This window comes from Microbacterium sp., assembly GCF_031178445.1.
Lineage (GTDB): Bacteria > Actinomycetota > Actinomycetes > Actinomycetales > Microbacteriaceae > Microbacterium.
The window spans coordinates 584,535-599,508 of the sequence record NZ_JAPSIY010000001.1 but is presented as its reverse complement, the minus strand read 5'-3'; the positions used below and the strand labels follow the sequence as shown (position 1 = coordinate 599,508).

13 protein-coding genes are annotated in these 14,974 nt (G+C 70.0%); 6 read left to right on the top strand and 7 right to left on the bottom strand.

Going from position 1 to position 14,974, the window contains the following annotated elements:
* Positions 1–141 precede the first annotated feature (141 nt).
* The gene (locus tag RIN43_RS02805; protein ID WP_309127349.1) at positions 142–624 is read right to left on the bottom strand and encodes an anthrone oxygenase family protein; all 483 of its coding nucleotides are present in this window, start codon (positions 622–624) and stop codon (positions 142–144) included.
* Between the two features lie 66 nt (positions 625–690).
* Positions 691–1,746, bottom strand: coding sequence for a phosphogluconate dehydrogenase (NAD(+)-dependent, decarboxylating) (gnd, locus tag RIN43_RS02800; protein WP_309127348.1), 1,056 nt, complete (start codon positions 1,744–1,746; stop codon positions 691–693).
* Positions 1,747–1,854: 108 nt separating this feature from the next.
* Between gnd and RIN43_RS02795 the strand changes: the two genes are divergently transcribed.
* From RIN43_RS02795 to RIN43_RS02785, 3 genes are all read left to right on the top strand, one after another.
* On the top strand, positions 1,855–2,211 hold the full coding sequence (locus RIN43_RS02795) for a TraR/DksA family transcriptional regulator (protein WP_309127347.1): 357 nt from the start codon (positions 1,855–1,857) through the stop codon (positions 2,209–2,211).
* 89 nt (positions 2,212–2,300) lie between these two features.
* Positions 2,301–3,740 carry a M20/M25/M40 family metallo-hydrolase gene (locus RIN43_RS02790; RefSeq protein WP_309127346.1) on the top strand — a complete coding sequence of 480 codons (1,440 nt, stop codon included), beginning with the start codon at positions 2,301–2,303 and terminating at the stop codon, positions 3,738–3,740.
* Complete coding sequence (locus tag RIN43_RS02785; RefSeq protein WP_309127345.1) at positions 3,737–4,897, top strand: glutamate--cysteine ligase; 1,161 nt, start codon at positions 3,737–3,739, stop codon at positions 4,895–4,897. The genes RIN43_RS02790 and RIN43_RS02785 overlap by 4 nt, the downstream gene beginning before the upstream one ends.
* A 16-nt stretch (positions 4,898–4,913) precedes the next feature.
* Here the strand turns inward: RIN43_RS02785 and RIN43_RS02780 are convergent, their stop codons facing one another.
* From RIN43_RS02780 to RIN43_RS02770, 3 genes are read right to left on the bottom strand one after another with little or no spacing between them, the layout of a single operon-like run.
* Positions 4,914–5,615 carry a GntR family transcriptional regulator gene (locus RIN43_RS02780; RefSeq protein ID WP_309127344.1) on the bottom strand — a complete coding sequence of 234 codons (702 nt, stop codon included), beginning with the start codon at positions 5,613–5,615 and terminating at the stop codon, positions 4,914–4,916.
* A gap of 13 nt (positions 5,616–5,628) precedes the next feature.
* Entirely contained in the window at positions 5,629–6,318 is a 690-nt protein-coding gene (locus RIN43_RS02775; RefSeq protein ID WP_309127343.1) for a putative N-acetylmannosamine-6-phosphate 2-epimerase, read from the bottom strand.
* On the bottom strand, positions 6,315–7,304 hold the full coding sequence (locus RIN43_RS02770; RefSeq protein ID WP_309127342.1) for a BadF/BadG/BcrA/BcrD ATPase family protein: 990 nt from the start codon (positions 7,302–7,304) through the stop codon (positions 6,315–6,317). Before RIN43_RS02770 ends, RIN43_RS02775 begins: the two co-directional genes overlap by 4 nt.
* A 62-nt stretch (positions 7,305–7,366) precedes the next feature.
* Between RIN43_RS02770 and RIN43_RS02765 the strand changes: the two genes are divergently transcribed.
* From RIN43_RS02765 to RIN43_RS02750, 3 genes are all read left to right on the top strand, one after another.
* On the top strand, positions 7,367–9,631 hold the full coding sequence (locus RIN43_RS02765) for a PQQ-binding-like beta-propeller repeat protein (protein ID WP_309127341.1): 2,265 nt from the start codon (positions 7,367–7,369) through the stop codon (positions 9,629–9,631).
* 391 nt (positions 9,632–10,022) lie between these two features.
* A complete protein-coding gene (locus RIN43_RS02755) occupies positions 10,023–11,387 on the top strand; it encodes a mannitol dehydrogenase family protein (RefSeq protein WP_309127340.1) in 1,365 nt (454 codons plus the stop codon).
* A 66-nt stretch (positions 11,388–11,453) separates the two neighbouring features.
* Positions 11,454–12,425 carry a LacI family DNA-binding transcriptional regulator gene (locus RIN43_RS02750; protein WP_309127339.1) on the top strand — a complete coding sequence of 324 codons (972 nt, stop codon included), beginning with the start codon at positions 11,454–11,456 and terminating at the stop codon, positions 12,423–12,425.
* Between the two features lie 129 nt (positions 12,426–12,554).
* Here the strand turns inward: RIN43_RS02750 and RIN43_RS02745 are convergent, their stop codons facing one another.
* Positions 12,555–13,643 carry a dihydrodipicolinate synthase family protein gene (locus RIN43_RS02745; RefSeq protein ID WP_309127338.1) on the bottom strand — a complete coding sequence of 363 codons (1,089 nt, stop codon included), beginning with the start codon at positions 13,641–13,643 and terminating at the stop codon, positions 12,555–12,557.
* The gene (locus RIN43_RS02740; RefSeq protein WP_309127337.1) at positions 13,636–14,889 is read right to left on the bottom strand and encodes an AGE family epimerase/isomerase; all 1,254 of its coding nucleotides are present in this window, start codon (positions 14,887–14,889) and stop codon (positions 13,636–13,638) included. Before RIN43_RS02740 ends, RIN43_RS02745 begins: the two co-directional genes overlap by 8 nt.
* Between the last annotated feature and the right edge of the window lie 85 nt (positions 14,890–14,974).

The following is a 14,974-nucleotide window of genomic DNA, read 5'->3' as shown; positions in this document are numbered from 1 at the left end:
TCGTCATTGCGAGAACACCGGTATTCCAACTCCCGAAGGTGACGCGGAATTACGAGACCGCCGTACCGCGAAAGGAACGCTGGTTGAACAGCGGGTGACCGGGGCTCGTGCGAGCGCGTCGCCTCGAACGGCCGAAGGCGGTCACACGGCGAATGCGAGGGCGACGATGAAGAGCGCCGCCGCGGCCATCCCGCCCGCCGCGCGTACGTGGTTCCACCTCGTCCACCCCGGGTGATAGTCGTTCCACGCTCTCGCCAGGGCGTCAGGATGCTCTGCCGCAGCGGCGAGAGCGTTGTTGCGAGGAACGTTGGCCGTCGCGGTGACGCCGATCACGGCGACGAGGTAGAGCGCTGCCGCCGCGCACGTCCACCACACCGCATCCGAACCCCGCACGAGAGCCATCACCGCGACGGCCACACCGACCAGCGCGGTGCCGAACAGTTCGATCATCAGCGGAGGACGCTCGGCGGTGACGTTGACCGCGCGCATGGCCCTCGCCGCCTCCGAGGCGGAAAGCCGGTTGAGCCCGTGCATCACGAAGCCGGAGAACGCGAAGAAGACGCCACCGGCGACGGCCGCGCCGAGCGCCGACACACCGAGGAGGAAAGGGAGCAGGTCAGTCACGTCGGCAAGTCTGCCAGCAGTCGACGCCGGACTGCCGCCGCCCATCGAGCGATCGGTGCCGCGAACTCAGCGGGAGTCGGACTTGCGACCGCCCGCCTCGAGCATGTCGCCGGCCGGCAGCTCCTTGTGGCCGCCGAACTGCAGCCGCATGGCCGAGAGCACCTGGTTGGCGAACTGGTCCTCATCGCGCGAGGCGAAGCGTTCGAAGAGCGAGGCCGCCAGCACGGGCACGGGGACGCCGACATCGACGGCCGCCTTGACCGTCCAGCGGCCCTCGCCAGAGTCCGACACGCGACCGGCGAGACCGTCGAGCGTGGGGTTCTCGTGCAGCGCGGCGGCGGTCAGGTCGAGCAGCCACGACGAGATGACCGATCCGCGTCGCCACAGCTCCGAGACGGCGGCGGTGTCGATGTCGAACTGGTAGAACTCAGGCTCCTCCAGCGGGGCGACCTCGGCGGAATGCTCGGCCTCGCGCACGCCGGCGTCGGCATTCGCGAGCAGGTTGAGCCCCTCGGCGAGTGCGGCCATGATGCCGTACTCGATGCCGTTGTGCACCATCTTCACGAAGTGTCCGGAACCCGACGGGCCGCAGTGCAGGTAGCCCTGTTCCTCCGGCGCCAGCTCTCCCGTGCGTCCCGGCGTGCGCTCGATCTCACCGACGCCGGGCGCGATGGTGCGCAGCACCGGCTCGATGTGTCGCACCGCGGCATCCGAACCGCCCACCATGAGGCAGTAGCCGCGCTCGAGGCCGAACACTCCGCCGCTGGTGCCGATGTCGACGTACTCGATGCCCTTCTGGCGCATCGCCGCCGCGCGACGTAAGTCGTCTCGATAGTTCGAGTTGCCGCCGTCGATCAGGATGTCACCCGCCTCGAGCACCCCGGCTGCCTCGTCGGCCACCTGACCGGTGAGGCCGGCGGGCACCATCATCCACACCGTGCGCGGAGCGGTGAGCTTCGACGCCAGATCGGCCATGCTCTCGGCAGCGATCGCGCCCTCCGCTGCGAGGGCCGCCACCGCATCCTGGTTCACGTCGTAGACGACGCACTCGTGCCCATCGCGCAACAGCCGGCGCACGATGTTGGCGCCCATCCGTCCGAGTCCGATCATGGCAAGCTGCATCGCGTCTCCTCGTTTCGTCGGTTTCGACGGTTTCGACCCATCGTCACGCACGACTCACCGAGTGGCAAGGCCTCTGGCGCCGTCGGTGGCCCGACCTATGGTGGGTCGATGGGACGATCCACCATCGGCCGCGGCCGGCTCGAGCGGATGCGTGCGGATGCCGTCGCGAGGGCCGAATCGGCGGCATCCGTCCTCGCCGAGCTCGTGCACGACCGGCAGGGCAGCAATGACGACGACGAGCACGACCCCGAGGGCGTGACCCTTTCGTCGGAGTGGTCGCGTCTGTCGGCCCTTTCGGATGCCGCCGCGGATGAGGTCCGCCGGTTCGACGAGGCTCTTTCACGGTGGGATGCCGGCACGTACGGCGTCTGCGTCCGCTGCGGGGCGCCGATACCCGCCGGGCGGCTGGAAGCGCGGCCGTTCGCCGAGCTGTGCGTGGCCTGCGCCGAGAAGCTCGGTCGGTGAGATCGAACACCGTCCGGGCTCACTAGCGTTCGCCCGAGTCCGCAGTCAATCCCCCTGCGCTCGCTCTCCGGCACCTCCATGCTCTGGACATGACACTCGGGGGGCTCAGCCGCAGCGACCGCGACCACGACCACGACCACGACGCGATCGCGCGTTTCCTCGATGAGCATGCGCCGCAGATCATCGAGCGGCTGAGCGAATGGGTGCGCATCCCCTCGGTCGCCGCCGATCCGGAGCGTCAGGTGGAGGTCGCCCGGTCGGCGAACTGGCTGGCGGCGGAGATGCGCGAGATCGGCATAGCGGCATCCGTCGTGAAGACCGGCGACGCGATGGCGGTGCTCGGCGAGATGCGTGCGGCCGACCCCGGCGCGCCGACCGTGCTCGTCTACAGCCATCACGACGTTCGTCACGCCAAGGCCGAGCAGTGGCAGCAGACCGAGCCGTTCACGCCGATCGTGCGCGGCGGCCGGCTCTACGGCCGCGGCGCCTCCGACGCCAAGGGCCAGGTGATGGCTCACCTGTGGGGAGTACGCGCACACCTGGCGGCGATCGGGGCCGACCGCCCGGCGGTCAACGTGAAGTTCCTCGTCGAAGGCGAGGAGGAGATCGCCTCGCCGAACCTCGCCGCGCTGCTCGACGACCACGCCGCCGACCTGGCGTGCGACGCCATCGTCTTCTCCGACACCCTCCAGTGGCGGGTGGATGCTCCGGCGCCCGTGACCTCGATGCGCGGCATCGTCAACGCCTCACTGACCGTGACCGGTCCGGAGCAGGACGTACACAGCGGGCTGGCCTCGGGCGCCACCCTGAACCCCGCGCTGGCGCTGGCTCAGGTTCTGGGAAGGCTGTACGACTCCTCCGGCCGCCTGCGCATCGCGGGTTTCTACGACGACGTCACCCCTCTCACCGAGCAGCGGCGCCGCGAGTTCGATGCCCTGCCCTATGACGACGCCGACTGGCTCGAGCGCAGTCGAACGCGTGTCATCGTCGGCGAGGAGGGTTACACGGTCAAAGAGCGCCTCTGGGCGCGTCCCTCAATCGAGGTGATCTCGCTTATCGCCGGCGACCCGACCGGCATCGAACGGTCGGTCATCCCCGCAGAGGCGAGCGCGACGCTGAGCATCCGCATGGCCCCCGGCCAGCGTCTGGACGTGGTCGCCGAGCAGCTGCAGGCGTTCGTGGCGACGGAGATGCCCGCCGAGGCGGAGTACGAGCTCGAGGTGCAGGTGCCTCAGGGGCAGGAGCCGGCGGGGACCCCCGAAGGTCCCCTGCTCGACGCGCTCGAGCGCGCCCTGGCCCACGGACATGGCATGCCGGTGCGCGGTCGCATGGGCAACGCGGGCGGCGGTCCGGCCGTCCTGCTGTCGGAGCGGTTCCAGGCGCCGGTGCTGTTCATCGGCACGGGGCTGCCCGAAGACAGCTGGCATGCAGACGACGAGAGCGTCGACCTGCGGATGCTGAGGAACGGGGCGGCATCGATCGCCCATCTGTGGCACGAGATCGGGAAGCTGTCGGCAGGCGGATCATGACGATTGGTCTCGACGCGGAGCCGGCCCGCGATGCGCCCGCGGCCGATCACGTCCCCGGCATGCGCCAGATCGGCGTCGAGGAGGAGCTGCTGCTCGTCGATGCCGAGACGTTCGCGCCGCAGCCGCTGGCCGGCAGCATCCTGCGCGCGGGCGCCCTGGTCCTCCCCTGCGGGTCGCGCCTCGAGCCTGAGGTGAAGCGCGAGCAGATCGAGATCGTCAGCGCGCCTGTGACGACGTTCGCCGAGGTGCTCGGCGCCGTGGTCGAGGGCCGGCGGTCGGCCGATGACCTCGCCCAGCAGGTGGGAGCACGTGCCGTGGCGCTCGCCACCCCGCACGCATCCTGCGAACCTCACCTCATGCGGTCGCCCCGGTACGAGCGGATGCGGAACCGCTTCGGCCTGACGATGGATGAACAACTGACCTGTGGACTGCACGTCCACGTCACGGTCGCCTCGGGTGATGAGGGCGTGGCCGTGCTGGACCGCATCCGCCCCTGGCTGCCGGTGCTGCTCGCGCTCAGCGCCAACTCGCCGTTCTGGCACGGCGTCGACTCCGGATTCGCGAGCTTCCGGTATCAGGCATGGAGCCGGTGGCCGTGCGCGGGAGCATACGACCTCTTCGGAAGCGCGCAGGGCTACGCCGCTGCCGTCGCGGACGCACTGGCGAGCGGAGTTCCGCTGGACCACGGGATGATCTACTTCGACGCCCGCCTGTCGACGCACGCACCGACGGTCGAGATCCGCATCAGCGACGTCTGCTTCGACCCTCGCGATTCCGCGTGCCTGGCCGTGATGGCCCGCGCCCTCGTGGAGACCGCCGCAGGCGAATGGCGACACGGCGTCGCCCCGTCGTGCACGACCACCGCACTGCTGCGACTGGCTTCATGGCGCGCCAGCCGGTGGGGGCTCGGCGGCCAGCTGGTCGACCCCGTGACCGAGCGGCTCGTGTCAGCGCGGGCCGCGGTGGCGGCGCTGTTCGCGCACGTACGGGAGGCGTTCGCCTCGGACGAGGAGGCGCATGCGGTGCGCGCCTGGCTGGATGCGATGCTCACCCGCGGCACCGGGTCAGAGTTGCAGCGACGCGCGGCTGCCCGCGGCGGCGGCGCGGCCGTCGTGGGCGAAGCACTGGCGCGGATGGCGGGCGACCACCTCGGGTGAGGGACCCGACCAGCGATCAGCCGAGGGGCGAGTGCTCGACGCGCAACGTATAGAGGTCGCCCCGATACGTCGAATCGGTCAACTCCACGACGCGGCCCTCCTCGTCCATGGCGATCGCCCGCACCCCCAGGCAGGGCACGACCTGGCTCAGGCCGAGACGCGCCCGATCCTCGGCCTCCGGCAGCACCGCCGAGATGTCGGAGACAGCGCGGCGGACCTCGACCCGGTACCTCCGGCGCAGCAGCGCATAGAGCGATCCGGTGAGATCCTGATCGAGCAGGCCGGGGTAGCGCGCCGCCGGTAGCAGGGTACGGTCCACCGCGACAGGCGTGTCGTCGCCGAAACGAAGACGACGCAGCCGGTGCACCTGGTCACCCGCCGAGATGTGCAGCAGCTCCGCCGCTTCCGGTGTGGCGGCCACCGTCGACGCCGAGATCACCTCCGACCGGGGCGTTCGGCCGGTCGCCCGCATCGTCTCGCTGAATGAACTCAGGGTCATGAGCCGGCGCATCGGACGTGGCGCCACGAACGTGCCCTTGCCTCGCACGCCCACCACGCGCTTCGCCTCGAGCAGGATGGTCAGCGCGCGGCGGACAGTCATGGGCGACACTTGGAACTCCCGCGCGAGCTCTTCCTCGGGGGGCAGCGCATCACCGGGATCCATCGCGTCCACGCGCTGGGAGAGCTCGCGGAGGATCTGTTGATACTTGGGCGGCATGGTGCTCCGGAGCCTACCGCTGCGACGCGCTCCTGAGGTGCGACGCCGCATCGCGGATCAGGGCGTCGACGTCGGTGAGCGCGCGTCCCATCACGACGGATGCCGCACCCGCCCCCCGAGCGAGATCGAGATCGGATGCCGTGGCGAAGCGGCCCTCAGCAACAAGAGGGAGGCCCAGGTCGAGCTCGCGGATGCGCTCGATCGCGCGGATGTTGGGGCCACCGGGGCGGACATCCTGGTCGGAGGCGGCGATGAGGGTGGTGGCGAGCGCGTCCACGCCGGAGTCGCGGGCAGGCTCGGCGTCGGATACCGCGGCGAGGTCGCCGACCACCCCGAGTCCGAGCGCATGCGCGTGCGCGACGACGTCCGCCAGTCGCTCACCGCCGGGCCGGCTTCGGGCGGTCGCGTCGAGGGCGATGAAGCCTGCACCGGCGTCGTGGACGAGATCCACGTCCGCGCGGGTCGCGGTGATGAACACGTCACTACCTGGTCGGTGCGCCTTGCGGATGCCGAGGACGGGCAGGGCCACGCATGCCGACACAGCGGCGATGTCGGCGGCTCCTTCGACGCGCACACCGACGGCACCGTGGCGCTCTGCCGACGCCGCCATCTGCGCCATGGTCCGCGGGTGGCGCAGCGGGCTGCCCACCGGCGCCTGACAGCTGACGATCAGACCGCCCATCAGGGCGTCGACTGGGTTCATCTCTCCTCCTGCACGAGTGCTCCCGCCGGCGGCGAGCCGGCTCCGCCGTGGATGCGGGCCACCAGGGGCGACTCGTACGGCATCGTCGCTGCGTCGAGCAGCCTCATCGCTCCGTCGAGCGGATCGCCGGCGGGGGCGACGATGCGTACGCCGGCCGGAAGGCTGCGGCGGAGGCCGGGTTCGAGGTGCGGCAGGGCTGCGGCGACTCCCCCGGTCAGCGCTACAGGCTGCTCGCGGTCGTGTCCGGCGCGCATCATGGCGGCGGCGATGCGGATGCCGATCTGTTCACCCGCCTCGGCCATGATGGCCTGCGCCGCAGCGTCACCGGCGGCGGCGAGCGCGGTGAGCGGAGCGCACAATGTCGCGAGCGTCGAGGACCACTCCGGGTCGGACGCCCGCCACGGCAGGTCGTGGAGTCCGCCGAGCTGGGCACGACAGAGCTCCTCGATGCTGCCTGCGTCCCTCCGCACTCCCTCATGTTGGTCGATCGCAGACTGCAGCGCACTCCGACCGATCCATGCGCCCGAACCGCGGTCGTCGATGTCGAGCCCGTGCCCTCCGAGCCGGTGCATCCTCCCGTCCGCTGCACGAGCGAGCACGACGATGCCGGTGCCGACGGCGGCGACGGTTCCCGCGCACGACCCCAGCGCGCCGAGGTAGGCCGTCACGGCATCGTCGGTCACGATCACCTGAGCGGGGCGAAGCCGCTCGATCAGCGGCGACACGTCGAAGCGATCTGCGTGGCCGTGCACGCCGGTGGCGCCGATGGCCAGTCGATCCACTCGGCCAGGCGCGATCCTCCGCAGCGCGGCGGCGAGGTCGCCCATCGCCCTGCGGTGATGCCCGCCGGGGAGACGAAGGTCTTGCGTTTGCGCCGGTCCGCGCACTCGTGCGCGGACGCCGGACTGGCCGACATCCACGCCGATGTCCACGACGGATGCTGCCCCGGTCGCGACGTCCGGACCGTCGTTGACCGCCCCCTGCATGGGTGCTACCGTAGCACAACCCTAGGGTTGCTCACCCACGCGATCGGACGAAGGAGTCCCCCTTGAACAGACGACGAACATCGTTGGCAGCGCTCTGCTGCCTGAGCGCGCTGCTGTGCGCGTTCGGAACATCGACGCTCGGGGCGGCCGCCACCGCGTCCACGGCCGCCGACCCGATCACAGACCTCGGGGAGCCGGTGCACAAGGTGCAGCCCCTTGCGTCCGGCATCGGGAGCGCCCCGGACGGAACGCCGCTCAGCTACTTCGTGGTCTCCGGGAACGAGAACCTCAACGCCGAGTTCACCGTGGTCGACATGCGCACGAACGAGGCCGTGTTCCAGACCCGCGTCCCTCATGGCAAGGAGACTCAGCGGACTTTCTCGCAGTCCCCGAACGACGGCACCGTCTATTTCGGCGCCTCCGACGGCGGACACCTCTACCGCTACGTTCCCGGCACGGCACAGCTCGACTACCTCGGAGCAGTCCCTCGCGATGAACGGGTCTGGTCGAGCGCCGTCGGCCCCGACGACACCGTGTGGTTCGGCACGTACCCCAGCGGCAGCCTGTACTCGCTCGACCCGAAGACGTACACCCTCACCGACCACGGTCCCGCGCTCGCGGGGGAGCAGTACATCGGCTCGATCGCCCCGCACGGTGACACCGTCATCGTGGGGACCCAGCCGAACGGCAAGCTGGCATCGTACGACCGTGCTTCCGGCGTCTTCACCGAGATCGAGATGCCGGCAAGCCACACCGGAACCGCGGTGAGCGCTCTCGACATCCGCGACTCCCAGCTGTTCGTGAGCTCGTCGAACATGTACGTCCGCGACCTTGCGACCGGCGAGTGGGTGAAGGAGATCACCGGCGCCAACGCGCGCGTGTCGCCGATCGACCCGAACGACGCGGATGCCGTGTACCTGCGTCAGGGCACGGAGATCAAGAAGTACTCGCTGTCGACGGGCACCTTGACCGGCACCGGGAAGCGGCCGAACGCCACCCCGGAGTCGTGGGGGTGGATCGACTACGACGGCACCGGGCCCTTCTTGAGCCTGACCTACTGGAACGAAGGACGCACCTACGGCTGGAACTTGCAGACCGGAAAGGGCTTCTACGCCGTACCGCCGCTGATGGGCGCCGGAGCGCCGCTGACCAGCTTGGGCACCGACTCCGCAGGCGACATCTACGCCGGTGCGTTCCTCAGCCCGCCGGGGATGAGCAGGTACAACCCTGACACCGGCACCTTCCAGCTGCTCAGCGGCACCAGCCAGGTGGAGGGCTACGGCACGTTCGGCGACCGCCTCGTCTTCGGGCGCTACCCGCAGGGTTCCCTCTACCTGTACGACCCTGCCCGACCGTGGAGCTCGACCAATCCGAAGCCACCGCTCGAGATCGGCGATGAGCAGAGCAGACCGCAGGCACTGGTCGAGCTCGAATCACTCCCGGGAACGGTAGCCGTCGCCTCGGTTCCCACTGGTGGCCGGCACGGCGGCGCGATCACGCTCTGGCAGCCCGATGCCGGGACACACGAGGTGCACCGCCACGTCGTCCGGGATCAGACGCCGGTCTCGCTCATCGAGCATTCCGGACTGCTGTACGGCGGCACGTCCGTCGAGGGCGGCTACGGGATCGATCCGGTCACCGATGAAGCGATGCTCTTCGCCTGGGATCCGGTCACCGAGGAGCTGCGCTGGTCGCTGGCGCCGGTACCCGGCGCCAAGACGATCTCCGGCCTGGCCATCGGCGACGACGGTCGCCTGTGGGGGATCGCGGACGGAAGGACCGTCTTCGAGTTCGATCTCGCCCGTGGTGAGACCGTTCGGACCATCCCGGTCGACACCAGCGTTCCGATCGACCGCTACGGCGACGATCACCGGCTGCTGTTCAACCACGGACGGCTGTTCGCGTCGCTCGCGCACCGCCTGGCCGTGATCGACACCCAGACGGGCACGGTCACCACGTTGTACGGCAGGGGCAGTGGACGTGGCGACGGCGTCAACAACGTCCACGAGCTCGCTCAGGACCGGCACGGCGACCTCTACGTGGTCGGCTCAGGAACCCACCTGGTGCGTTATGACCTGCCGGAGGATGTCACGCCTCCCGTCGTCCTGGCGCGTACAGGAGACGCCGCCACGACCAATGGCGCCGCGGTGTGGCTGGAGGCGACCGACGATGCCGACGCGGAGCCGCGGATCGACTACCGCATCGATGGCGGGGAGTGGCGGGAGTACGCAGGCGAGAAGCTGCTCGTGAAGCGCCATGCTTCACTGGAGTACCGCGCCGTCGACGACGCCTGGAACACGTCGCCCGTGGAGCGCTACGTCCGCTGATCCTCGAGGACGAGGGGCCATGTCCGCCTGCCGCCGCTGGCGAACATGGCCCCTCGATGCGGTGCTCGCCCCCGCCGACGCGAGGGTATGCGGAGTCGGCGCGACGAACCATGTCGCGCCACGCCGTATGGAGCAGAACGCGCGGGAGTCGTCGATGAACCCGGAGGTCTTCGTGAAGCCGGCGCTGTCGGTGATCGCCCGGCGGCAGCGCTCCAGGGCATCGGGTGTGGCGAGACCGATTGCCTGCGCTGGCAGTCCTCGGAGGACACTTCGCGCGGGCGACGCGATCCGAGCAATGGGCTCGCGGAAGAGTGGCGCACGCTTCTGCTGTGCAGGCTCGAGTGCTGCAACCAGTTGCAGCGCCTGAGTCCACGCGGGTAGAGTGCTGGCTGTGCCCAGCGATCTCATCGGCCTTCGCCGCCGTCATCCGCGGCCACCAGTACGCATGGTTCACCTGGGCCTGGGCGCGTTTCATCGCGCCCACCAGGCGTGGTACACCGCGGTCTCCGAACCCGGCTGGGGGATCGCGGCGTTCACCGGACGCAGCGCCGGCGCCGCTGAGGTGCTCGTGTCCCAGGACTGCCTGTACACGCTCGTCGTGCGCAGCGACCAGGGTGAAGAGACGCAAGTCGTCGAATCCATCGTCGAGGCGCACGACGGCACGGATCTTGAGGCCCTGCGAACGCTCCTGCGGCGCCCCGAGGTCGCAGTCGTGACGCTCACGATCACCGAGAAGGGCTACCACCTCGGTGCCGACGGCCACCTGGACGAACAGGACGCGGAGATCGCAGCCGATGCGGTCACCCTCGGCCCGGCGCTGGAGCCGGGGGAGGGCCCTGCCCTGCGCACTGTGCCGGCGCGGCTGCTCTGCGCCCTTCGTGCGCGCCACCTCGCGGGAGCGGGCACGGTCGCCGTCATCCCGTGCGACAACCTGGCATCGAATGGCCCGACGACGACGTCGCTGCTACGTGATCTCGCGTCGCTGGCGGGGTCGGACACGGCGTGGATCGACGAGACGGTCGACGTGGTCGGAACGTCGGTCGACCGCATCACCCCACACGTCAGCGCCGAGGAGGTCGCGGCGCTCGCGCACGCCCACAGGAACGACGATGCGACTCCGGTGGTCACGGAGCCGTTCCGCAGCTGGGTGCTCTCCGGTCGCGTGCGCGGCGTCCGGCCTGCGTGGGAGCTCGCCGGTGCGCTGTTCGTCGACGACATCGAGCCCTTCGAGCGCCGCAAACTCTGGATGCTGAACGGTGCCCATTCCCTGCTCGCATACTCGGGGATCCTGCGGGGCCACGACACCGTAGCCCAGGCTGTCGCCGACCCCGAGTGCCGCGCGCAGATGCACGCCCTGTGGGACATGGACGAGCACGGGCTTGCAGAGCATCCGGCGCTGCACACGCGAGAGTACCGACGCGACCTCGAGGCTCGGTTCGCGAACTCAGCCATCGCCCACTCGCTGCGCCAGATAGCGGCAGACGGCAGCGTCAAGCTGCGCAATCGCGTCGTCGACGTCCTCATCCGGGAGCGGGCAGCGGGCGGCGACGGCGATGCTGCCACCACAGTGCTCGCAGCCTGGGTGCGATTCGTCCGTGCAGAGCTGCGTGCGGGTCGTGCACTCGAGGACGCCGCGGCGGCGAGGATCGCGGAGGCCGTCGGTTCCCCGGATCCGGTCCGCGCGCTCATCCACGTGATCTCGCCGCAACTGGCGGAGGATCAGAGCGTGGTGCGTCGGGTGCAGTATAGGAGTTGATGTGGGACGACTAACCAGTCGTCCTCAGGGCAGCCCGGCACGGCGCCGGGCCCGGAGGGGTTCCTCATGACGAAGGTGACGATCTACTCGATCGCCGAGGAACTCGGCGTGCACGCCTCCACGGTGTCGCGGGCGTTCAGCCGCCCCGAACTCGTCAAGGCCGATGTGCGGCAGCGGGTTCTGGAGACGGCAGAGCGTCTCGGCTTCCAGCCGAACCGCACGGCTCGGCGGCTCGCAACCGGCAGCACCGGCGCCGTCGGCCTTCTCGTCCCCGACATCACCAACCCGTTCTTCCCGCCCCTGGTGCGCGCGATCCAAGCCGCCGCCGAGGAGGCAACCGTGATTCTCGTCGACGCGGAGGGCGCTGCAGCTGCCGAGCCGTCGCTCATCGCCCGGCTGCGCTCTCAGGTCGACGGAATCCTTCTGGCCTCCCCGCTCGCCACGGACGAAGTGCTGCGCGAGGCGATCGGATCGACGCCGACGGTGGTGCTGAATCGAGAGATCGAGGGCGTCGCCTCGGTGGTCTGCGACATGACCAGCGCTCTGCACGCCGCAGGCGACCACGTGCACGATCTCGGGCATCGGCGCATCGCTCTACTCGCGGGTACCGTCGGCTCATGGGCCGCCGACCAGCGCCGCATGGCGATCCGCATGTGGGCGGCCGGAGCGGATGTCGAGCTCACCGAACTCGGGCCGTTCGACGCCTCGTACGAGGGTGGCCGCGAGGCGGCGGAGAAGCTGCTCGCCACCGATACGACCGCAGCGTTCGCGTTCGACGACCTGACGGCGTGCGGAGTGGTCGCCGGCCTCGTCGAGGCCGGGTGCCGAGTGCCGGGCGACCGATCGGTGATCGGATGCGACGACGTACTTCTCGCGCGGGTGCTCACGCCGACGCTCAGCACGGTCTCCACCCCGAACGAGCGCCTCGCCCATGTGGCCATGGCCACGCTGCGCGCTGCCACCACGGGCGACGAGGCCACACCGTCACGCCTCGAAGGACTGTTCGTGCCCCGGCAGTCCACCGGCCGGGTCGCCTGACACCGGCCTCCAGCGGACGGTGCGCCGCGCATGCTCCTCACCGGAGAACGCGTGGGCGCACGCGATCGACGCCCACTCCGGCGACCGAATGCGCCGAGCCGGCTTGAGCGACCGGTGCAGCCGCGTTCATCACCGCAGCCAGGCGTCGCGGTGTTCGGCGACGAAATCGTCGTCGTGAAGCTCGGGGTATGCCGCCCGCACTCTTCGGATCTCCTCCGACTGGCCTGGTGACAGGCTCTCATCCGGGTCGAGGCACCAAACCCCTTTGAGGAGCCCCTGCTGGCGCAACACCTCGTGCACGCCCGCGATGACGCCGCGGAATCCGTTGGCCGGATCGAAGACGGCCTGGTTGACGTCAAGCAGGTCGACCGCCGTCACCGAAAGGGCCCGATGCGCATCCAGGTCGCCGGCGGCAGCGCGGTGCGCGGCCGTCAGCAGCCCGACCGCCGCCCTGGTGCCGACGGCCCATTGCCCCAGCAGGCCGCCCGAGAATCGGAGGGTGCGCGGGCCGCCCGGCGTGCTGACATGATGCTCGGCGAGCAGATCGGCGATGATCGCGTCATCGTTGCCGGTGTACAGGGCGACGTCGCCGGCCCGGCCGGACTCGGCGATCCCACGCACGAGTTCGAGCGTCGAGTACCGGTCGAACGGAGCGGCCTTGACGGCGACGACGGACGGGATGGCGGCGAACTCGCGCCAGAAGCTCCGATCGAGTACGGGCCCGCCGATTGCCTGCTGCAGGTAGAAGCCGACCACGGGCAGCACCTCGCCCACGGCTTTCGCCCGCTCAAGCAGATAGGCGGGATCCGCGCCGGGGACCCGCGGGCTCAGCAGCACCGCGTCGTACCCCAGGGATCGAGCGAGTGCCGCCTCGGCGACCGCCTGCGGGGTCTCGCCGACGACACCCGCGATGCGCACCAGGTCGGCGGAGGCCGCGGCATCCATCTCCTCTGCGGCGAGCGCCAGCACCGGCTCGAAGAGACCGTGCTCGGGCGCGCGGATCTCGAACTGCGTGGTGTGCACCCCTACGGCGATGCCGCCGGCACCGGCCGCCATGTAGTACCGGGTGAGCGCCCGCTGCCGACGTTCATCGAGACGGCGCGCGGCGTCGAGCGCGAGCGGGTGGGCGGGGATGACTGCCCCCGCGGCGAGCGTCGCGGCAGCCGCCGGACGCAGCCGGGGGACGGACGCCGTCTGCGAGGGGGATACGTCATGCATGCGTGTTCCTTCCTTGACCTGCGTCGCTCAGCTCGATCAGCTGCATCAGGTTGCGGGCGATGTGGAACGGGTCCTTCACAGGCAGGGCGACGACCTCGTCGCGGGGACTGCCGTCCCGATTGCGGATCTGCACCCACTCGGCGCCCTCATCACCACCGGGGAAGGTCGAGAGAGTGTAATCCCAGATGCGCTCGTGCCACGGCGCGCTGTCCGAACGTCCGTGCCGGCGTGCGGCGATCGCGGTGACCGCCGCCGCCTCGGAGTGCACCCACCACAGCTTCGTGTCCCATGTGCGGCGCACGAGTCTCTCATACGCCGAATCACCCTTCTCGCCCCAGGGCGCCCCGCCGTCACGATCGACGTAGCGCAGCATTCCGCCGTGATCGTGGTCCCAGCCCAGCTCGCAGAGCACCGGGACGGAGTCGAGCGCCCGTCGGCGATGCGCCTCGGCGTCTCCCCCGAGCAGGGTGATGGCGTCGAGCGCGATCCAGATAGCCTCGAGCGCATGCCCCGGCACTCTGTGACGGGTGATCAGATCGTCGCCATCCGTGCCGTCGAGTCGCGGCATCTCATCGAAGACGCCGTCGTCCGTGCGGAACGACATCACCGCGTCGAGCTCTCGAGCGAGCTCTTCGTCGCGTGTGCTCTCGAGCGTCGCGCTCCGCTCGGCGGCGGTCAGCACGGCCAGGGTGTTGAGCAGGATGAGGTGCGGCCCGAATGCACCGTGCCCCACAGGGATCGTGTAGGGCGGAGTCGGGGCCTGGAGTCGGCGGATGTCCTCGGCAGCGCGGTCGACGATTCGGCGCGCCGGCACGAGCCAGCTCCCGTCGCCGGAGACCCGGGCCAGTTCCGCGAGACCCATCGCGGCGAACAGGTCTGCGTATACGCTGCGCGCGGGCTGGTCGGCGACCTGCTTCGCGCCGTCGCGGCTGAGCGCGAAGGCGCACGTGCCGTCTGTGAGCAGCGCGTTGTCGCGCAGGAAGGCAGCGCCCCGCTCTGCCCAACCGAGCATTCGCGCGGAATCCACGCCGCGGACGTCGAGCAGACCTCGGGTACTGAACTCGGCCGCTCGAGCCAGCAGCCATACGAAGCGACCCTGCGACCAGGTGTACTTGTCATCGGTGACACGGCGGGATCCACGGTTGTCAAAGCAGGTGTGGAATCCACCATGATCTTCGTCGATCCCTTGACTCACCCAGAACGGCAGCACGACCTGCTCGAGTTGGTGGCGCGCGTTCTGCGTCATGCGACTCCTTCGTGACGACCGATCGGCGTTGACCTCGGCGGCGATGTTCTCGTAGTGTAACTTGCAACCGATTGCAACAGGAGCC

Bases quoted from the DNA above. Each gene is read 5' to 3' on its own strand.
- gnd (WP_309127348.1), bottom strand. From the start codon at position 1,746: ATGCAGCTTGCCATGATCGGACTCGGACGGATGGGCGCCAACATCGTG.
- RIN43_RS02795 (WP_309127347.1), top strand. From the start codon at position 1,855: ATGGGACGATCCACCATCGGCCGCGGCCGGCTCGAGCGGATGCGTGCG.
- RIN43_RS02790 (WP_309127346.1), top strand. From the start codon at position 2,301: ATGACACTCGGGGGGCTCAGCCGCAGCGACCGCGACCACGACCACGAC.
- RIN43_RS02785 (WP_309127345.1), top strand. From the start codon at position 3,737: ATGACGATTGGTCTCGACGCGGAGCCGGCCCGCGATGCGCCCGCGGCC.
- RIN43_RS02780 (WP_309127344.1), bottom strand. From the start codon at position 5,615: ATGCCGCCCAAGTATCAACAGATCCTCCGCGAGCTCTCCCAGCGCGTG.
- RIN43_RS02775 (WP_309127343.1), bottom strand. From the start codon at position 6,318: ATGAACCCAGTCGACGCCCTGATGGGCGGTCTGATCGTCAGCTGTCAG.
- RIN43_RS02770 (WP_309127342.1), bottom strand. From the start codon at position 7,304: ATGCAGGGGGCGGTCAACGACGGTCCGGACGTCGCGACCGGGGCAGCA.
- RIN43_RS02750 (WP_309127339.1), top strand. From the start codon at position 11,454: ATGACGAAGGTGACGATCTACTCGATCGCCGAGGAACTCGGCGTGCAC.
- RIN43_RS02745 (WP_309127338.1), bottom strand. From the start codon at position 13,643: ATGCATGACGTATCCCCCTCGCAGACGGCGTCCGTCCCCCGGCTGCGT.
- RIN43_RS02740 (WP_309127337.1), bottom strand. From the start codon at position 14,889: ATGACGCAGAACGCGCGCCACCAACTCGAGCAGGTCGTGCTGCCGTTC.